At 73.1% G+C, this 18,537-nt stretch carries 15 protein-coding genes and 1 pseudogene; 6 read left to right on the forward strand and 10 right to left on the reverse strand.

Annotated elements, in window-relative coordinates; genetic code table 11:
- Positions 1–7: 7 nt before the first annotated feature.
- Both OG542_RS07100 and OG542_RS07105 read left to right on the forward strand, forming a co-directional pair.
- Positions 8–2,053, forward strand: coding sequence for a SpoIIE family protein phosphatase (locus OG542_RS07100; protein WP_328409182.1), 2,046 nt, complete (start codon positions 8–10; stop codon positions 2,051–2,053).
- A gap of 213 nt (positions 2,054–2,266) precedes the next feature.
- Positions 2,267–3,931, forward strand: a complete 1,665-nt coding sequence (locus OG542_RS07105; protein ID WP_328409184.1) for an ATP-binding cassette domain-containing protein — start codon at positions 2,267–2,269, stop codon at positions 3,929–3,931.
- A gap of 384 nt (positions 3,932–4,315) precedes the next feature.
- Here OG542_RS07105 and OG542_RS07110 read toward each other — a convergent pair whose 3' ends face one another.
- The 3 genes and pseudogenes from OG542_RS07110 to OG542_RS07120 all read right to left on the reverse strand — a co-directional run bounded on the left by OG542_RS07110 (position 4,316) and on the right by OG542_RS07120 (position 5,937).
- Positions 4,316–4,762, reverse strand: coding sequence for a DUF7144 family membrane protein (locus tag OG542_RS07110; RefSeq protein WP_193476900.1), 447 nt, complete (start codon positions 4,760–4,762; stop codon positions 4,316–4,318).
- 25 nt (positions 4,763–4,787) lie between these two features.
- Complete coding sequence (locus OG542_RS07115) at positions 4,788–5,228, reverse strand: SHOCT domain-containing protein (protein ID WP_311128585.1); 441 nt, start codon at positions 5,226–5,228, stop codon at positions 4,788–4,790.
- Positions 5,229–5,308: 80 nt separating this feature from the next.
- Positions 5,309–5,937, reverse strand: a pseudogene (locus OG542_RS07120) (HdeD family acid-resistance protein).
- A gap of 150 nt (positions 5,938–6,087) precedes the next feature.
- Here OG542_RS07120 and OG542_RS07125 point away from each other — a divergent pair.
- Positions 6,088–6,702 carry a potassium channel family protein gene (locus OG542_RS07125; RefSeq protein ID WP_328409187.1) on the forward strand — a complete coding sequence of 205 codons (615 nt, stop codon included), beginning with the start codon at positions 6,088–6,090 and terminating at the stop codon, positions 6,700–6,702.
- 3 nt (positions 6,703–6,705) lie between these two features.
- Positions 6,706–8,112 carry a DUF2252 domain-containing protein gene (locus OG542_RS07130; RefSeq protein ID WP_328409189.1) on the forward strand — a complete coding sequence of 469 codons (1,407 nt, stop codon included), beginning with the start codon at positions 6,706–6,708 and terminating at the stop codon, positions 8,110–8,112.
- 21 nt (positions 8,113–8,133) lie between these two features.
- On the opposite strand, the gene OG542_RS07135 is transcribed toward OG542_RS07130, so the two are convergent.
- The 3 genes from OG542_RS07135 to OG542_RS07145 form a co-directional block, all read right to left on the reverse strand.
- On the reverse strand, positions 8,134–8,331 hold the full coding sequence (locus OG542_RS07135) for a hypothetical protein (RefSeq protein WP_184588589.1): 198 nt from the start codon (positions 8,329–8,331) through the stop codon (positions 8,134–8,136).
- A 115-nt stretch (positions 8,332–8,446) separates the two neighbouring features.
- On the reverse strand, positions 8,447–8,968 hold the full coding sequence (locus OG542_RS07140) for a hypothetical protein (RefSeq protein ID WP_328409191.1): 522 nt from the start codon (positions 8,966–8,968) through the stop codon (positions 8,447–8,449).
- Entirely contained in the window at positions 8,965–11,640 is a 2,676-nt protein-coding gene (locus OG542_RS07145) for a LuxR C-terminal-related transcriptional regulator (protein WP_328409193.1), read from the reverse strand. The genes OG542_RS07140 and OG542_RS07145 overlap by 4 nt, the downstream gene beginning before the upstream one ends.
- Positions 11,641–11,877: 237 nt before the next feature.
- On the opposite strand from OG542_RS07145, the gene OG542_RS07150 reads away from it, so the two are divergent.
- Positions 11,878–12,711 (forward strand): class II glutamine amidotransferase, encoded by an 834-nt coding sequence (locus tag OG542_RS07150; RefSeq protein WP_311128579.1) that lies wholly within the window; start codon positions 11,878–11,880, stop codon positions 12,709–12,711.
- Positions 12,712–12,724: 13 nt separating this feature from the next.
- On the opposite strand, the gene OG542_RS07155 is transcribed toward OG542_RS07150, so the two are convergent.
- The 4 genes from OG542_RS07155 to OG542_RS07170 all read right to left on the reverse strand — a co-directional run bounded on the left by OG542_RS07155 (position 12,725) and on the right by OG542_RS07170 (position 17,588).
- A complete protein-coding gene (locus OG542_RS07155) occupies positions 12,725–13,234 on the reverse strand; it encodes an O-acetyl-ADP-ribose deacetylase (protein WP_328409195.1) in 510 nt (169 codons plus the stop codon).
- Positions 13,231–14,640 carry a phytoene desaturase family protein gene (locus OG542_RS07160; RefSeq protein ID WP_328409197.1) on the reverse strand — a complete coding sequence of 470 codons (1,410 nt, stop codon included), beginning with the start codon at positions 14,638–14,640 and terminating at the stop codon, positions 13,231–13,233. Before OG542_RS07160 ends, OG542_RS07155 begins: the two co-directional genes overlap by 4 nt.
- Positions 14,641–14,800: 160 nt before the next feature.
- Positions 14,801–15,646 carry an inositol monophosphatase family protein gene (locus OG542_RS07165; RefSeq protein ID WP_311128576.1) on the reverse strand — a complete coding sequence of 282 codons (846 nt, stop codon included), beginning with the start codon at positions 15,644–15,646 and terminating at the stop codon, positions 14,801–14,803.
- A 115-nt stretch (positions 15,647–15,761) separates the two neighbouring features.
- The gene (locus OG542_RS07170) at positions 15,762–17,588 is read right to left on the reverse strand and encodes a gamma-glutamyltransferase family protein (protein ID WP_328409199.1); all 1,827 of its coding nucleotides are present in this window, start codon (positions 17,586–17,588) and stop codon (positions 15,762–15,764) included.
- Positions 17,589–17,861: 273 nt separating this feature from the next.
- On the opposite strand from OG542_RS07170, the gene OG542_RS07175 reads away from it, so the two are divergent.
- Positions 17,862–18,536, forward strand: a complete 675-nt coding sequence (locus tag OG542_RS07175) for a hypothetical protein (protein ID WP_328409201.1) — start codon at positions 17,862–17,864, stop codon at positions 18,534–18,536.
- Position 18,537 lies beyond the last annotated feature (1 nt).

Genomic DNA, 18,537 nt, shown 5'->3' on the forward strand with positions numbered 1-18,537 from the left:
GGCTCGCATGAACGGGTATGCGACCTCGGATCGCGATGCCGTCACGGCCGCGCCCGGAGGGTTGCTGGACCTGCTGAAGGTCGCGGCCGTTGTCCTGGACGCGGGCGGGCGCATCGCCCTGTGGAGTCCGGAGATCGAGCAGCTGCTCGGCTACACGCCGGCGGAGGCCCTGCGCCAGCGCGCCGACACGCTCCTGGTGGCGCCCGAGAACCGGACCCGGGGCAGAGAGCTGTTCGCCCAGGTCCGGTCGGGGGCCCGCTGGGCCGGTGTCTTCCCGCTGCGGCACAAGGACGGCACGGACCGCGCCGTGGAGTTCCGCACGATGCGTCTCCTCGACCCCGAGGGGCAGCCCCATCTGCTGGGCCTCGCCACGGACGCGACGACCGTACGGAACGTGGAGCGGGACCTCGCCCTCTCGCACAGCCTCGTCAACCAGACCCCGCTCGGCATCGCCGTCTTCGACAATGACCTGCGCTGGGTCGGGGTCAATCCCGCGCTGGAGCGGATGAACGGCGTGCCAGAGGAGGCCGTGCTGGGGCGCCGGGTCGGCGAGGTGCTGCCGGACCTGGACGTGGAGGCCATCGAGGCCCGGATGCGGCACGTCCTGGAGACCGGCAGACCCCTGCTCGACCAGCAGACCATCGGCCGTACGGCGGCGGACGTCCAGGACCGCGCGTACTCGGAGTCCTACCACCGCATCGAGGACACCGACGGGCGGGTGCTGGGCCTCGCGATGGCCGTTCTGGACGTCACCGAGCGCCAGCAGGCCGCGGCCGAGGTCGCCCAGGCCCGCCAGCACCTGTCGGTGATCGCCGATGCCGGGGTGCGGATCGGCACCACGCTGGACCTCCAGCAGACCGCCCGGGAACTGGCCGACGTGGTGGTGTCGCAGCTCGCGGACCTGGCCGCCGTGGACGTGCTGGAGTCCGTCGTGGCCCGCGGCACCATCGCGCCGGTGTCGGGCGGCGCGCCCGCCGAGTTCAGAGCGCTGGCCGTCGCGGCCGGCTACCCCACCGACGCCATCCACGCCGCCGACCCGGTCGGCGAACTCGCCACCTACGGTTCGTCACGGATCATCACGCAGTGCGTGCGCAGTGCCCGGCCCGTGCTGGTCGAGCGCGTGGACGCGAAGATGATGCGGCGCATCGCCCGGGACGCGCGGGCCGCCCAGACCCTGCACGAGGCCGGTGCGCACTCCTACCTGGCGGTGCCGCTGGTGGCCCGGGGCAAGGTACTCGGCACGCTCACCCTGTACCGCACGGTCGACGAACGCCCCTTCGACGACCGGGACCGGGTGCTCGCTTCTGAACTCGCCGCGCGCGCCGCCATCTGCATCGACAACGCCCGCCTCTACGGACGTGAGCGCGGCACCGCCCTGACCCTCCAGCGCAGCCTGCTCCCCGCCGCGCCCGCCGAGCAGGAGGGGCTCGACATCGCCGCCCGCTACCGGCCGGCCCTCAGCGAGGTCGGCGGCGACTGGTACGACGTACTGCCGCTGGGCCCGGGGCGCACCGCGCTCGTCGTGGGGGACGTCATGGGCAAGGGCGTCCAGGCCGCGGCGATCATGGGGCAGCTGAGCACGGCCACGCGGGCGCTGGCCCGGCTGGACCTGCCGCCCGCCGAGCTGCTGCGGCACCTCGACGACATCGCCGACTCGCTCGGCGACGCGATCGCCACGTGCGTGTACGCCGTGTGCGACCTGCGGCGCGGCACCTGCGCCCTGTCCAGCGCGGGGCATCTGCCGCCCGTGCTCGCCGGGGCGGACGGCAGCGCGAAGCTCATCGACGTGCCCGGGGGCGTACCGCTCGGGGTGGGCGGCGTGGAGTTCGGCACCGTGGAGGTGGGCCTCCCCCCGGGCTCCCTGCTCGCCCTGTACACGGACGGGCTGGTCGAGAAGCGCGGGGAGCCGATCGACACCGGCCTCAGCACGCTGACCCACCTCCTGCGGAACGCGGGCCCCAGCCTGCAGCGGACCAGCGACAGCCTCCTCAGCGCGCTGAGCCCGGAGCCCGACGACGACGTCGCGTTGCTGCTGGTCCGCACGCGCGCCTGAGCGCGCGGCGTTCAACTGTTAGCATGTGCATGTGAGTTACGTTCTCTACCTCTGATCCGGGCCACCGGCTCCGCCCTCGCACGAGGCGCTGAGAGCCGCGATGTCGCCCACGGCCCGCCCTGTTCCGGGCCGGCCGTCCGTCGGATCCGATGGCCCGCTCGCATCCCCGCCCGAACCGGGGGTGAAGTGTGCCTCCTCACGGAGGAAGAGAACGTGACCACCCTTGTTCTGCCTGCCCGCGACCGGGCCCAGCTGACCTGCGCCGCGATCCGCGTCGACCGCGGTGGCCGCACCGTGCTGCACGACGTCGACATGAAGGTCTCCCCCAGGTCGCGCTGGGGCGTCGTCGGCGAGAACGGCCGCGGCAAGTCGACCCTGCTGCACGTCCTGGCCGGGCTCCTGGCCCCGGACGAGGGGACCGTGCACCGCGTGGGCACCCTCGCCCTGGCCGAGCAGGAGATGCCGGCCGAGGACGAGCGCACGGTCGGCGACTTCATCGACGCGTATCTGGCCGACGCCCGCGCGGCCCTGCGGGATCTGGACGCCGCTGCGGACGCGCTCGCGGCGGAACGTCCCGGTGCCGAGGGGGCCTACGCCCATGCCCTGGAGGTGGCGCAGGCGCTGGACGCCTGGGACGCCGACCGGCGGGTGGACATCGCCCTGGACGGACTCGGTGCGGTCAGCGACCGGGCCCGCCCGCTGGCCACGCTGTCGGTCGGCCAGCGCTACCGGATCCGGCTGGCCTGTCTGCTGGGTGCCGAGTACGACTTCCTGCTCCTGGACGAGCCCACCAACCACCTGGACCTGGCGGGGCTCGAGTACCTCACCGCCAGGCTGCGCGCCCATGCCGGCGGCGTCGTGGTGGTCAGTCACGACCGGGCTCTCCTCGCGGACGTGGCCACCACGGTCCTCGATCTCGACCCCACCCGCGACGGACGGCCGGGCGTGTACGGCGGCGGCTACACCGGCTACCGCGAGGGGCGGGAGGCCGAACTGGTCCGGTGGGAGGAGGAGTACGAGCAGCAGCAGACCGAGCACGTCCGTCTGAAGCAGGCCCTGTCCGAGGCGCAGAACCGGCTGAGCACCGGCTGGCGTCCGGACAAGGGCACCGGCAAGCATCAGCGCGCCACCCGGGCCGGTGCGCTGGTGCGTTCCGTGCGCCGGCGCCAGGACGATCTGGACCGGCACAAGGTCACCGCGCCGGTGCCGCCCCAGCGTTTCTCGCTGCCCGAGTTGCCCGCGCGGCCGGGTGCCGTCCTGCTGCGGGTGGAGGAGGTGACGGTCGGCGGGCGGCTGCACCACCCGACGAGCCTGTCGGTGACGTCCGGCGGCCGGCTGGCCGTCACCGGCCCGAACGGGGCGGGCAAGTCCACGCTGCTGTCCGTCCTGGCCGGGCACCTGGCCCCCGGCTCGGGCCGGGTGCACCGGGCGCGCGGCGTGCGGCTGCATCTGCTCGGGCAGGAGTCGCCGCGGGCGACGCACCGGCGGGCCCGTGACCTCTACGAGGCGCACACGGCTGAACTCGTCACGGCGGGCGTGCTGAAGGAGGGCGACGTGGTGGGGCTCGGATCGCTGGGCCTGCTCACCTCACGCGACACCGACAAGCCGGTGGCCGAGCTGTCGATGGGCCAGCAGCGGCGCCTCGACCTGGCCCTGGCCCTCGCGTCCCGCCCCCACGTCCTGCTCCTGGACGAGCCCACCAACCATCTGTCCATCGCCCTGGTCGACGAACTCACCGAAGCGCTGCACTCCACGGAGGCGGCGGTCGTCCTGGCCACGCACGACCGCCAGTTGCAGCGCGACATCGCCACGTGGCCGAGCCTCACACTGTCGCAGCGGCGGGCGGCGGAGACGGGGGTGAGTACGACGACACGCTGACGGCGGCGCCGCCCGGGCGCGTCCGGCGTGCCCGGACGGGTACGGCCGGCGTGCCCGGACGGGTACGGCCGGCGTGCCCGGACGGGTACGGCCGAGCGCGCCCGGACGGGTACGGCCGAGCGCGCCCGGCGCGGCCGGTACCCCCGAGCGGGTCCGCCCGCCCTGGCGCGTCCGCCTGCCGGAGCATCAAGCCGTACGGCGCGAGCCGACGCACCCGGAGAGGCGCGGCCGCCCACCCGAATCGCACGGGTCGCACAGGTCGCACGGCGCAAGCCAACGCATCCGGGCGGGTCCGATCACCCGCCCGGAGCGCCAGGCCGTGCCGGCGCGTGCCTTGGCGCTCCGAGCCGGCTCAGCCGCCTGCCCGGAGCGCCAAGGGGGACCTCACGGATTGCTCGGAGTCTGTTCGAACGGCTCCCAGGCGTCGTCCTTCTTCACCGTGCACAGGGCCCAGATGATGAACCCGGAGATCGCGATCATCACGACCGACCAGACCGGGTAGGCCGGCAGGGAGAGGAAGTTGGCGATGATGATGAGTCCGGCGATGCCCACGCCGCCGACCCGTGCCCACGTCGACGCCTGGAACAGGCCCATGCTGACGAGCACGGCGACCGCGCCCAGGGCCAGATGGATCCAGCCCCAGCTCGTGAGGTCGAACGCGAAGACGTAGTTGGGGGTGGAGAGGAACACCTCGTCCTCGGCGATCGCCGCGATGCCGCGCATGATGCCCAGGATCCCACCGATCATGAGCATGACGGCCGCGAAGACCATCAGACCGACGGCCCACTCGCGTTTCGCCGTGTGCGCGTGCGTAGGGTGTGTGGCGGTCATCCTGCTGCCTCGTTTCTGTCGGGGGCTAGGGTTCCGACGGGCCGGAGCCGCTCAGGACCAGCTCCTTCGCCCTGCGGAACTCGTCGTCCGTGATGTCGCCGCGGGCGCGGATCTCGGACAGCCTGGCGAGTTCGTCGACGCTGCTCCCCCGTCCCTCGCCGCCCTTGGCGGTCTCCCGTATGTAGCTGTCGTAGGCCTCCTGCTGCGCGCGGGCCTGGGACACTTCCCGGCGGCCCATGTTCTTGCCGCGCGCGATGACGTAGACGAACACGCCGAGGAAGGGCAGGACGATGCAGAACACCAGCCAGCCGGTCTTGGCCCAGCCGCTCAGATCGTCGTCACGGAAGATGTCGAAGACGACCCGGAAGAGCAGCACGAACCACATGATCCACAGGAAGAACCACAGCATCGCCCAGAAGGCGCTCAACAACGGAAAGTCGTACGCCAGGTAGGTCTGCGCACTCATGTCACTCCTCCGTTCCGGGCGCACGCCCGGCAGCCGTTCCGTGCCGTTCTCAGCGTGCCCATGTCCGGGACGGAGCTGCCTCACCCGGGACGGGTGAGCGTGTCGGTGCCGCGGAGTGCCGCCCGCCATACGAAGGCGAGCCCCGCCTCGGCCAGCCCGAGCAGGACGAGCCACAGGCCGAGCAGCCGGGTCAGCGCACGGGCCGATTCCGCGGGCAGGGCCAGCACCACGACGCCCGCGACGATGCCGAGCACCGCCGTGCCGAGGACGAACCCGCGGTGCGGCAGGTCCCGGGCGGCAAGGGCCGTGTAGAGGGTGAGCATGCCGGACACCAGCCAGACCAGTCCGACGATCAGTGACAACGCGGTGACGGTCTGCAGCGGGTTCCTCAGGCGCAGGCCAGGACGCACAGCACGGCCAGGAGCAGGCTGGGCAGGCGATGGCTCTGTTCCTGCCGGGCGAAGGTCTCCACGAACCGGAACGCTCCGGCCGCCAGCAGGTACAGGCCGACCAGGACCGCGACGACGTGCAGGGTCGCCTCCGGCCAGACCAGGACCAGGACGCCCGGTACGAGGGTCGCGACGGCCGAGGCGAGGATCCTCGTCCAGGAGCGCCCCAGGGCTGTCGGCACCTGCGCGGGATCGGGCGCCGTTGCCTCGGGCCCGGGCTCCGCCCCGGTGCGCGGTGCCTGACCGGACGGCATGGTCATGGCTCTCTCCTCATCACGTCCGCGACCCTCGGCGACGCGGCCGGCCTCGCGCGGCCCCGCCGGCGGCCGGGTCACCCGCGGCGGGTGATCCGTACCCGACGCCGTGGCGGTGAGGTGGAGAGCGCACCCGACAGGATCGAGAGACATGAGATGAACGATCCAGCGGCCGCCCGGACCGAGCCCGCCCGGCCCCGGCAGGTGCCGGAGCGACACCGGCAGCCAGAGGGCCCGAGGCGGCGCGCGAGGGTCGCCGTCCTGGTGCGGGCGGCGCTCATCGCGACCGGACTCGTCACCGTCTACTACGTGCTGCCCCTGGACGGGCGCAGTACGGGCGGCACTTCGACGCTGCTGGTCTGCGGCCTGCTGGTGGTCGTCCTGGTCTTCTGGTGGGAGGTGCAGGCCATCACCCACTCGCCGTTCCCCCGGCTGAAGGCCGTCGAGGCCCTGGCCGCCACGCTCGTCCTGTTCCTCCTGCTCTTCGCGGGCACCTACTTCCTGCTGGAGCACTCCACCCCGGGTTCCTTCAGCGAGCCGCTGACCAAGACGGACTCCCTGTACTTCACGCTCACCACGTTCGCCACCGTCGGGTACGGCGACATCGTCGCCCGTTCCCAGACGGGACGGGTGCTGACGATGCTTCAGATGGCAGGCGGGCTGCTGCTGGTGGGCGTGGCGGCACGGATCCTCGCCGGAGCGGTCCAGGCCGGGCTGCGCAGGCGGGGCCACGAGCCGTCGGAGGACTTCTCCTCACGGCCGGAGGGCTGAGCCATGACCGTACCGAGCCCCTTGACGACGTTCCTGTCCCCGGCCGAGCGGGCGGAGTCGGGCCGGGGCGCGCGGCGGCGGGTTCCGCGTTCGTCCCACAGCCGCTTCGTGGTGGGGCCGGAGCGGCCCGACCCGGTCGAGGTGGTGGAGCGCCAGTCGGCCACCCGGGTACAGGAGTTGGTGCCGGTCCGCTACGGCCGCATGCTCGAGTCCCCCTTCCGCTTCTACCGGGGCGCCGCGGCGATCATGGCCGCCGATCTCGGCGCCGCCGCGGACACCGGGCTGTGGGTGCAGCTGTGCGGGGACGCTCATCTGCTGAACTTCCGGCTGCTGGCCTCGCCGGAGCGCCATCTGGTCTTCGACATCAACGACTTCGACGAGACCCTGGCCGGACCGTTCGAGTGGGACGTCAAACGGCTGGCGGCCAGTTTCGCCATCGCGGGCCGGGCCAACGGCTTCGACACCGCGGAGCAGAACAGCGCGGTGGAGACGTGCGTACGCGCCTACCGGCGGCGGATACGGGAGTTCGCCGGCATGCGCACACTGGACATCTGGTACGCGCAGGACGACGCCGACCGCATGCGGGAGCTGATGGCCGCGTCGATGACCAAGGAGGCCAGGCGCCGCACCGCCGAGGCCACGGCGAAGGCCCGCACCCGCACCCACCTCCAGGCCTTCGCGAAGCTCACCGGGACCACGGCCGAGGGGCGGCGGATCACACCGGACCCACCGCTGATCACCCCGCTGCGGGACCTGGTGACCGATTCCTCGCCCGGGCAGGAGAAGGAGCTGCTCGCCGTCCTGGAGGGGTATGCGGACAGTCTGTCGTCGGAGCACCGGTACCTGTTGCGCCACTACCGCCTGGTGGACATCGCCCGCAAGGTGGTCGGTGTCGGCAGTGTCGGCACCCGCTGCTGGATCGTGCTGCTGCTCGGCCGGGACGACGACGATCCCCTGCTGCTCCAGGCCAAGGAGGCACAGGCGTCGGTGCTCGCCGCCCAGACCGGCGGGGACAGCTACGACAACCAGGGCCGTCGCGTGGTGGCGGGACAGCGGTTGATCCAGACGACCAGTGACATCCTCCTGGGCTGGACGCACGCCGTGGGCCTCGATGGACACGAGCGGGACTTCTACGTACGCCAGCTGCGGGACTGGAAGGGCATCGCGCGTGCGGACACCATGGACCCGGCCATGCTCCGCCTGTTCGCGCAGCTGTGCGGGGCGAGCCTGGCACGGGCCCACGCCCGCTCGGGCGATCCCGTCGCCATCGCGGCGTACCTGGGCGGCGGCGACCGGTTCGACCGCGTGCTCGCCGCGTTCGCCCAGTCGTACGCCGATCAGAACGAGCGCGACTTCGCGGCGCTGGGCGCGGCCGCCCGCTCCGGCAGGATCGCGACGGCGGTCCTGTGACCCCCGGTCACTACGGCACACTCACTCCGGAAGCTGGCGCATCTCCACGACCCTCAGCCCCAGCGACTGGAAGCGGGTCAGCAGTCCGTACAGGTGGGCCTCGTCGATGACGGAGCCGAACAGGACCGTCTGACCGGACATCACCACGTGATCCAGCTCCGGGAAGACCCTGGCCAGCGTCTCCGACATGTGTCCGTCGACACGGATCTCGTAGCGCATGAGCTGCTCTCCCGCGGGGACGGCGTGGGGCGGGCCGTGCACGCCCTTCCCTTGCGATGGTCCGCCCTGGCGCACCGTCCGCCCTCACCCGGCGCAGGTGAACCTGCGTCGCGCCTCATTCCTTCAGGACGATCTTGAAGATGATGATCAGCAGACCGAGCAGCAGGTTCACCGAGGCGGAGACGGCCATCTGCCTCCGGGAGGCGCCGGCCCGGGCCGCCGCGGCCATCGACCAGCCGACCTGCCCCGCCACCGCCACGGACAGCGCCAGCCACAGGGTGCCCGGCATGTCCAGGGGCAGCAACGCGCTGATCGCCACGACGGCGGCCGGCGGGACGGCGGCCTCCAGGATCGGCCACTCCTCACGGCACACCTGCAGCACGGCCCGGCGGCCCACGGCCCCCTGCGCCAGGCGTGCCCCGAACAGCTGCGCGTGCACGTGCGCGAGCCAGAACACCGCACCGGTCAGCAGCAGCAGCGCCACCAGTTCCACCCGGGGCAGCGAACCCAGGGTTCCGACACCGATCACCACGGAGGCGGCGAGCATGGAGCCGTAGACGCCGCCGGTGTAGTCGGCTCGGGTCCGCCACTCGGCACCCCGTGCGGGGCCACGGGTCGTCGCCGGGGTCCCTCTCACAGGAGCCGCCGTTCGCGCGCCCGGCGGACCGCCTCGCCGCGTCGGGTGACCGCGAGCTTGCGGTAGATGCTCTTGAGGTGGGTCTTCACGGTGTTCACCGACACGTGGAGGTCCGCGGCGATCTCCTCCGTCGACATCATCTGGGCCACGCGCCGCACCACGTCACGCTCACGGGCGCTCAGCTCCTCGACGGCGAGCTCCGGGGCCCCGTCGGGTGTGGCGAGGCCGGGAGCGCGGTACCGGCCGGGGCCCGGCAGGAGCCAGCCGGAGGCCAGTTCCCGGGGCCGGCCGGTGCTCAGCAGCGGCCGGATCCAGGGGCCGGCTTCCAGGAAAGGGCGTCGCAGCCGCTCGCGCCGGCCGTCCAGGAGTGCCCGGGCGACCAGGCGGCGGGCGGTGGCGGGATCCCCGGTGTCGAGGGCGGCCCGGGCGCGTACCAGCGTGGCGCGGACGGTCACCGCAGGGCCGGACCGGTCGTTCTCCGGCAGGCTGTCGAGCAGGTCGAGCGCACCTTCGGGGTGGCCCGCCGCGAGCCGGACGCGGGCCGCCTCGACGGCGCACGCCCTCCGGTGGTGCGCAACCCTCTCCACGGCCTGCCGGGCCGGCTCGGGATGCCCCTGGGCCAGGTGGGCGGCGGACGCGAGCAGGGCGGCGTGGTCCTCCGCCCAGGGTGAGCTCACGGCCGCCGGGACGGTCGCGTCCGCCGCTGCCGCCAGCGCGGCCCGGGCGTCCCCTCGGGCCAGGAACAGCCGCCCTCGGGTGAGCGTCCGGCCGGCCTGCACCACCGGGTCCTCGACGAGCGGGTGGGAGACGGCCGCTTCGTCGAGGAGCGCCTGCGCCTCGTCGAGTTCGTCGCGGTCGATGAGGACGGCGGCCAGGACCAGCGGGCCGATGCCGGACCGGGAGCACTGCGGGAGGCTGTACCGCTCCGCCTGGCCCGCCGCCGCGAGGGCCTTGTGCTCGGCCGGTCCGAGCCAGCCGTTGAGGTAGTCGATCAGTGCCAGGTGGCCGAGGGCCTCCCACCGGGGCAGTGCCGTGGCCGCTCCGTCCGGGGATCCGGCCACCGCCGACAGGGCGGCACGGGCGTCGTCGAAGCGCCCGGCCCACAGACGGGCGGAGCCCAGGTGGGTGAGGAGGAGGGCGGTGAGTTCCGGGTGCTCGTCGAGGAGCTGCCCGGGGACCTCCCGCCGCAGGAGCGTCGCCTGCTCGGCGGCACGCTCCGCTCGGTCCGGGGAGCCGGTCAGCCGGGCCGCCAGGGCTTCCAGGAGGGCACAGCTGAGCCGCACCGGTGCCGCACCGGCTCCCTCCCGGCCCAGTTCCTCCTCGGCCCTGCGCAGATGGGCCAGGCCGTGGTCGAGATCGCGCAGGCCCAGCTCGCGGGCGGCGCGCACGAGGTCGGGCGCCGGTCCGGTGGCCTCGGGGCTCATCCGTGCGAACAGGGCGGACAGTTCCTCGGAGCGCAGCCCGGTGAAGAGCTGCCCGATGGCGAGATCGTCGACCACGGCGCGGGCGGTGAACTCCCAGTCGTCAGCGGCGGCACCCTGGACGAGCGCGTCCGGCAGGGCTCCGGAACGCCGCAGCCACCGCGCGGCCCGGCTGCGCAGCTCCGGCTCCAGGCCGGGGAAGCGCTCCCCCAGGTGGGCGCGGAGGATCTCCGCGAACAGGGGGTGCAGGCTGTACCAGGAGTGTCCGAGGTAGTGGACGAACGCGTTCTCGCGTTGCAGCGCGGCCAGGATCGGCTCCGCGTCGGTGCGCAGCGTCAGCGCGTTCACCAGGTCGGGGCAGCAGCGGTCCAGGACGCTGATGCGCAGCAGCAGGTCCTGGGTGCCGGGTGTCTGCCGGTCGAGCACCTCTGCCAGCAGGAAGTCGGCCACCGTGCTGTGGTCGGCTTCGAACTGCTTCAGATAGGCGTCGGGGTCCGTGCCCTGCCGGGCGGCCAGGGCGCACAGCCGGAGTCCCGCGGCCCAGCCCTGGGTCCGCTCCACGAGGGCCCGGACGGCGTCGGCCCGCAGGTGCAGTCCGTGCCGCGACAGCAGTTCATGGGCCTCCTCGGAGGTGAAGGCCAGCTCGGCGTTCCGGATCTCCGTGATCTCGCCCGACGCCCGGTAGCGGTGCAGCGGGAGCAGGGGTTCCGTGCGGGAGACCAGGACCAGGCGCATGCCTCGTCCGGCGTGGTGCAGTACGAACTGCAACTGCTCCGCGATCTCGGGGGAGGTCACCCGGTCGAACTCGTCGAGTACGACGACGGTGATGTGGTCCCGGCGCTCCAGGTCGGCGGCCAGGCAGGTCAGCGTCCGCTGGTCCACGTGGGCCGCCTCCGCCGGGCAGCCGACGTCGCCCGTCACCGGCACGCCCGCGGCGCGCAGCGCCTCCAGCAGATACGCCCAGAAGATCCCGGGCGCCTGGTCGGCGGTGTCGGTCGTGAGCCAGGCGACCGGTTCCGTGAGGCCGGCGGCCCAGTCGGCGACCAGCAGGGTCTTGCCGGCGCCGGCCGCCCCGTTGACCATCGTCAGCGGTGTCCCGAGAGCCTGGTCGAGGTGCCGGACCAGGCGGTCGCGGCGCAGGAACGTGGCGGGCCGCTTCGGCAGGGCGAACCGGGTGCGCAGCAGCGGGTCGCCCGTGGGGTCGACGCTCGCGGACGCCGGTTCCGCACCGGTCTCCTCGGTCACGGCCATGGGGCCCACCCTGTTCGCCGTCCGTCGGATCACGAGCAGCGCTCGTACCACCCAGGATCTCAAGCTTCACCCCCCTGCGCACCCCGCGGCCGGGCCGTGACCGGCCTCGACGGCTGCCGCGCAACCACCCGCGACGGGCGATGCGCCCGCGGGGCGAGCGAGGTTCGCTGAGGCCACGCACACCACCGAGGCAGCCGTGCGGCACGGTCCGGGCGGCTCGGAACGGGAGTACCGACCATGTGCCGCTGGCTCGCCTACTCGGGCACCCCCGTGCTGCTCGACGACGTCCTCTACCGGCCGCAGCACTCGCTGATCGACCAGAGCCTGCACGCGCGGATGGGTGTCGAGACCACCAACGGCGACGGCTTCGGCATCGGCTGGTACGCGTGGCATCTGCGGACGCCCGCCGTCATCCGCGACACCGGTCCGGCCTGGAGCAACCGCAATCTGCGGGAGATCGCCGACCACGTCCGCTCGTCGCTGTTCTTCGCCCATGTGCGCGCCTCCACCGGGACGGCCGTGCAGCAGACCAACTGTCACCCCTTCCGCCACGGACGCTGGCTGTGGATGCACAACGGGGCGATCACCGGGTTCCACGACATGCGCCGGGACCTCATGCTGACCGTGGACCCGGTGCTCTTCCCGTCGCTGGAGGGCACGACGGACTCCGAGGTGATGTTCCACGTGGCCCTCACGTTCGGGCTCGACGGCGACCCGCCGGGCGCGGTGGCCCGGATGGCGGGGCTCGTCGAGCGGCTGGGGCACGAGCACGGAGTGCCGCAACCGCTTCAGATGACGGTCGCGGTGACCGACGGTGAACGGGTGTGGTTCTTCCGGTACTCCAGCGGCGGGAACTCACGGTCGCTGTACTACAGCAGCCGGGTCGACGACGTGCGCGCCCTCCACCCCGACCTCGCGTTCCTGAGGCACATCTCCGAGGAGACCCGGCTGGTCGTGTCGGAGCCGTTGGGCGATCTTCCCGGAGTCTGGAACGCGGTACCGGAGAGCAGCTACGGCGTCGTCCAGCCCGGCCGGGACCTGATGCGGCACTTCGAGCCCGAGCCCGTCTGAGTGCGCGGGTGCCTCAGCGGAGCTGTGCGGCGAACACCTCGTACGCCGACGCGTCGAAGAGGACGAACCGGACCTCCTCGACGTCGGTCCGCGCCGTGCGCACCGTGTCCACCGCGATGCGGGCGGCGTCCTCCATGGGATAGCGGTAGACGCCGGTGGAGATCGCCGGGAAGGCGACGGTGCGGGCGCCGAGTTCGTCGGCGACGCGGAGGGACTCGCGGTAGCAGGAGGCGAGGAGGTCCGAGCGGTCCTCGGTCGCGCTGAAGACGGGTCCGACCGTGTGGATGACCCAGCGGGCGTCCAGGTCGCCCGCGGTGGTGGCCACGGCCTGGCCGGTGGGGAGACCCTTGCCGAAGTGGGAAGCACGCAGCTTGCGGCAGTCCTCGAGGATCGCGGGGCCGCCGCGCCGGTGGATAGCGCCGTCGACCCCTCCTCCGCCCAGCAGGGAGGAGTTGGCCGCGTTGACGATGGCGTCGACGCTCTCGCGGGTGATGTCGCCCCGGACGAGTTCGATGGTGGTCATGACTGCCTCAGTCGCCTCCATACGGCCTTCGCAGCGTTGTGTCCCGACATGCCGTGCACCCCGGGGCCCGGCGGCGTCGCCGACGAGCAGATGAAAACGGCCGGGTGGGGGGTGTGGTACGGGAACGGGGTCACCTTGGGGCGCAGCAGGATCTGCAGTCCGGAGACGGCGCCGGAGGCGATGTCGCCGCCGACGTAGTTGGCGTTGCGGGCGGCGAGCTCGCGCGGGCCGGCGGTGGCCCGGGCCAGGACACGGTCGCGGAACCCCGGTGCGAAGCGCTCCAGTTGGCGCTCGATGGCGTCGGTGAGGTCGCCGGTCCAGCCGTGCGGGACGTGGCCGTAGGCCCAGAAGACGTGCTTGCCCGCCGGGGCCCGGGTGGGGTCGGCGACGCTCGGCTGGACCGTGATCAGGAACGGTTTGTCGGGGGCCCGGCCCTCCCGGGACGCCGCGCGCAGTGCCGCGCCGATCTCCGCGCTGTTCGCGCCGATCTGGACCGTGCCGGCGAGGCGGGCCTCCTTCGCGGTCCACGGCACGGGCCCGTCCAGCGCGTAGTCGATCTTGAAGACGCCCGGTCCGTAACGGTAGTTGGCGTAGTGGTCGCCGAAGCCGGCGATGCGGGCCAGGGCGGTGGGTGAGGTGTCGAAGACGTACGCCCGGGCCGGCGGCAGGTCGTCGAGGCGCTTGACCTCGTAGTCGGTGTGGACGCTGCCGCCGAGGTCCCGCAGGTAGGCGGCGAGGGCGTCGGAGAGGCTCTGGGAGCCGCCGCGAGCGACGGGCCAGCCCCGGGCGTGCGCCGCGAGGGCGAAGACCAGGCCGATGGCGCCGGTGGCGAAGCCGCCGAGCGGTGCCATGACATGCGCGACGAGCCCGGCGAACAGCGTCCTGGCCGGTTCGTCGCGGAAGCGGCGCATCAGCAGGGTCGACGGGGGCAGGCCGACGAGGCCGAAGCGGGCGAGGGTGACCGGGTCGCGGGGCAGCGCGGTGAGCGGCAGGGACATGAAGTCCCGGGCCAGGGTGTCCCACTTGGGCAGGAAGGGCTCGACGAGCCTGCGGTACGCCCCGGCGTCGCGCGGCCCGAAGGAGGCGGCCGTCTCGCCCACCGACCGGGACAGCACGGCCGCCGTGCCGTCCGGGAAGGGGTGCGCCATGGGCAGCTCGGCGTGCAGCCACTCCAGGCCGTACCTCTCGAGCGGCAGGGCGCGGAACGCCGGTGAGTTGATGCCCAGCGGGTGCGCCGCGGAGCACGGATCGTGGCGGAAGCCGGGCAGGGTGAGCTCCTCGGTGCGGGCTCCGCCGCCCACGGTGCCCCGGGCCTCGAAGACGGCGACGGAGAAGCCGCGGCGGGCCAGCTCCACGGCCGCGGTCAGTCCGTTCGGCCCCGCACCCACTACGACGGCATCGAGCATCGACCGCACCTCGGACCCCTTCGTCAGCCGACGGCCACTGAGGATCAGGATATGCCCGGGGACTGACAGTCACCGGCCGCGGGTGGTTTCTCGCCCGGACAACGCCTGCGGGACGCCTGGAACGCCGTTCGAGCGACCAGGTGTGTACGGTCGGTGACTGTCACACTCCGCCCGACAGCAGTCCCGCCACGTGGCGGGCGGTGGCCGCGTCGCGGGCCGCGGTGAAGGGGAGGTCGTTGCCGCCGGTGATGCGGAACGGCTCGCCCGTGCGGGTCAGGTGGGTGCCGCCCGCCTCCTCGACCAGGAGCAGCCCGGCGGCGTGGTCCCAGGCGGCTTCCCACGAGAAGGCCGTCGCGTCCGACTCGCCCCGGGCGATGGCGAGATACTCCAGTCCGGCCGAACCGCACGGCCGCGGCGCCACGCCCTCGGTGCGCAGGCCGATCAGGGCGTGCTTCTGTTCGTCCGTCGTGTAGTCCGGGTGGGAGGTGGCCACGCGGAGGTCCCGGCCGGGCTCCGGCACACCGGCGAACAGCCGCTCGCCGTCGAGGTAGGCGCCCTTGCCGCGCTGGGCGGTGGCGAACTGGTCGCGGGCGGGGGCGTAGGTCCAGGAGGCGAGCAGGGTGCCGCCGTGCGCCAGCGCGACCAGGGTGCAGAACCCGGCGTCGCCGTGCACGAACTGCCGTGTCCCGTCGACCGGGTCGACGATCCAGACCGGGGCGTCGCCGCACAGCGCCTCGTACGACGCCGGGTTGGCGTGCACCGCCTCCTCGCCGACCACGACCGAGCCGGGCAGCAGGTCGACCAGGACGCCGGTCAGGTACAGCTCGGCCTTGCGGTCGGCGTCCGTCACCAGGTCGTGCGGGCCGTTCTTCTCGTCGACCTCGTGCGCGGCGAGCCGGCGCCAGCGCGGCATGATCTCGGTGGCGGCGGCCTTGCGGATCGCCTCCTCGACGTCGGAGGCGTGCTGTGCGAGAAACTCTTCGATGGTTTCGTTGCTGTCGATCACCCCTCCATGACAACACGGGCCACTGACAATCCCCACCCTCCGGGTGCACTCCGGATGGCATCACGATGAACAGCGACGTGTCGGGGCGGGCCGGACGGCGGCGGGCCCCGCGGGATCACCGGCCGACGGCGTACCCCTGCATGCCCCGCGGGTTCGCCGCCGCCGACAGGACGCCCGTCTCCGGGTCCCGCGCGACCACGCACAGCCGGCCCTCCGACCAGGGGCCGCCGACGGTCACCTCGTGGCCGCGCCGCCGCAGCTCCGCGACGACCTCCGGGTCGGTGCGGGACTCCACGGTGACGCTCCCCGGGCGCATGCCGCGCGGGTAGAAGGAGCCGGGGAAGCTGTCGTTGTGCCAGTTCGGGGCGTCGATCGCGCCTTGCAGGTCGGGGCCGCCGCGGACCTGGGCGCGCAGTGCGACGGCGAGGAAGAAGTGCAGCTGCCACTGGTCCTGCTGGTCCCCGCCCGGGGTGCCGAACGCCATGACGGGCACGCCGTCGCGCAGGGCGATGGAGGGCGTCAGCGTGGTGCGGGGGCGGCGGCCGGGGGTGAGAGAGTTGGGCAGGCCCTCCTCGAGCCAGGCCATCTGGAGCCGGGTGCCGAGCGGGAAGCCCAGTCCGGGCACGACGGGGTTGGACTGGAGCCAGCCGCCGCTGGGCGTGGCCGAGACCATGTTGCCCCAGCGGTCGACGACGTCGAGGTGGCAGGTGTCGCCCCGGGTGGTCCCGTCGGCGAGGATTTCCGGTTCGCCCGGCACAGGGGACGCCGGGCTCTTGGCGACGGTCGGTTCGCCGACGCCCAGGGCGTCGAAGCCCTCCTGGGCGGCCGCCGCCACGCGCGCGTGCGCGCACAGCCGCGGGGTGCGTCCGCCGGGGCTGCCGGGCCGCAGGTCGTGGTCGGACCGCTCGACGACGAGGGCACGCCGGGCCGTGTTGTACCCGTCGGACAGCAGGTCGTCGAGCGGCACGTCGGCGGCGTCCCCGTACCAGGCCTCCCGGTCGGCCATGGCGAGTTTGCAGTTCTCCACCAGGAGGTGGACGTAGTCGGCCGAGCCGTACCGGGGCAGCTCGGGCGGGAGCAGGGCGAGCTGCTGGAGGAGGACCGGGCCCTGGCTCCAGGGGCCGGGCTTGCACAGGGTCCAGCCGTTCCAGTCGTACGTCACCGGCGTCTCGTAGGTCGCGGACCAGGCGGCGAGGTCGGCGGCCGTGAGGGTGCCGGTGTGGTGGGTGCCGCTGGTGTCCAGGGTGGGGCGCGCGGCCTGGCGCACGAGGGCCTCGGCGATGAATCCGGTGCGCCACACCTGGCGCGCGGCCTCGATCCGGGCCTCCCGGTCGCCGGCCCCGGAGGTCTCGCCGAGCAGCCGCTTCCAGGTGGCGGCGAGCACGGGATTGCCGAAGAGCTCGCCGGGACGTGGCGACTTCCCACCGGGCAGGTACACGTCGGCCGACGACGTCCACTCCGTCTCGAACAGCCCGCGCACGGTCTCGACGGTCTCCCCGACGCGCTCCACGGGCGCGTGCCCGTGCTCGGCGTACCCGATGGCGTACTTCAGGACGTCGCCGAGGGACTTGGTGCCGTGGTCGCGCAGCAGCAGCATCCAGGCGTCGAACGCGCCCGGTACGGCGGCGGCGAGCGGACCGGTGCCGGGGACGAGGTCCAGGCCGAGGCCCCGGTAGTGCGCGACGGTCGCCCCGGCCGGTGCGACGCCCTGCCCGCACAGCACCCGCACCTCGCCACCGGCCGGGGCCAGCAGGATCGGCACCTCGCCGGCCGGACCGTTGAGGTGCGGCTCCACGACATGCAGCACGAAGGCGCCCGCCACGGCCGCGTCGTAGGCGTTGCCGCCGTCCTCCAGAACGGCCATCGCCGACTGCGAGGCCAGCCAGTGGGTGGAGGACACCATGCCGAAGGTGCCCTGAAGGGTCGGGCGGGACGTGAACATACGGGCTGTCACCTCTCGTGGTCGTACCACCCGTCCCCTCCCCCTGTCGTGGCCCCGCCAAAACTCCGGCACCCTACGTGCTCACCCGGCCTGGGCAAATCACCCACTCGACGCCGAATCAACCGAAACCCCGGCGGCGGACAGTGAGGCACCGTCACCACGCAAGCACGGAGCGAGTTCGCACTTCCGTGCCACAGGGACTCGTGTGAAACTGTCCGTCCCGTCCGCCGTGCGGGCCCGCTCCGCACCGTCCGTCCCCCACAGAAGGGCGCCGTGCGTTCCCTACCTCTGCCCCTGGCCCTGACCGCACGCCTGTCCCCGGTGGTCGTGCTCGCCACCATGGGCTGGGCTCTGTCGTCCGGTCCGCTCGCCGCGCCGCAGGCCGCCGAGCACACCTCGGCCGACGAGAAGACCGAGACCCAGTCCGCGTCCGGCCCGTCGACAGAGACGGTGTCGAAGGCGTACTCGGCCGCGCCGGCGCCGTGCGAGAGCGTCGCGAAGAAGACGGTCGAGTCGCTGGTGCCGGGCGCCAAGACGGCCGGGAAGGAGATCCCGTCCACGGACTCGGAGCTGCGCCGCACCTGCTCCTGGAACGGGCTCGAGGGCTACGACTACCGCTGGCTCGACGTGTCCTACGAGGTGCTGGAGTCGGACGAGGCCGCGCAGAAGGCCTACAAGAAGCGCACCGAGGAGAAGAGCGGCGGCGGCGCCGTCCCCGGCCTGGGCGACACCGCGTACTCCATCGTCAACCTCACCACCGAGGACAAGCAGGAGACCCGCGAGGGCCAGGTGTTCGTCAGCGCGTCCAACGCGCTGGTGACCATCACGTACAACGGCAGTGACTTCGAGTCGAAGAAGGCGCCCAGTACGGACACGATCAACAAGGGCGCCATCAAGGCCGCCAAGGAAGCGGTGGCCGCGCTGGAGGCCGAGGGCGGCAAGGGCTGAT

Origin of the sequence: Streptomyces violaceus (assembly GCF_036014075.1) — a bacterium.
Classification (GTDB): Bacteria; Actinomycetota; Actinomycetes; order Streptomycetales; family Streptomycetaceae; genus Streptomyces; species Streptomyces violaceus.

Coding starts and splice junctions, on each gene's coding strand:
- OG542_RS07100 (WP_328409182.1), top strand. CDS start 8: ATGAACGGGTATGCGACCTCGGATCGCGATGCCGTCACGGCCGCGCCC.
- OG542_RS07110 (WP_193476900.1), bottom strand. CDS start 4,762: ATGACCGCCACACACCCTACGCACGCGCACACGGCGAAACGCGAGTGG.
- OG542_RS07115 (WP_311128585.1), bottom strand. CDS start 5,228: ATGAGTGCGCAGACCTACCTGGCGTACGACTTTCCGTTGTTGAGCGCC.
- OG542_RS07125 (WP_328409187.1), top strand. CDS start 6,088: ATGAACGATCCAGCGGCCGCCCGGACCGAGCCCGCCCGGCCCCGGCAG.
- OG542_RS07130 (WP_328409189.1), top strand. CDS start 6,706: ATGACCGTACCGAGCCCCTTGACGACGTTCCTGTCCCCGGCCGAGCGG.
- OG542_RS07135 (WP_184588589.1), bottom strand. CDS start 8,331: ATGCGCTACGAGATCCGTGTCGACGGACACATGTCGGAGACGCTGGCC.
- OG542_RS07145 (WP_328409193.1), bottom strand. CDS start 11,640: ATGGCCGTGACCGAGGAGACCGGTGCGGAACCGGCGTCCGCGAGCGTC.
- OG542_RS07150 (WP_311128579.1), top strand. CDS start 11,878: ATGTGCCGCTGGCTCGCCTACTCGGGCACCCCCGTGCTGCTCGACGAC.
- OG542_RS07155 (WP_328409195.1), bottom strand. CDS start 13,234: ATGACCACCATCGAACTCGTCCGGGGCGACATCACCCGCGAGAGCGTC.
- OG542_RS07160 (WP_328409197.1), bottom strand. CDS start 14,640: ATGCTCGATGCCGTCGTAGTGGGTGCGGGGCCGAACGGACTGACCGCG.
- OG542_RS07170 (WP_328409199.1), bottom strand. CDS start 17,588: ATGTTCACGTCCCGCCCGACCCTTCAGGGCACCTTCGGCATGGTGTCC.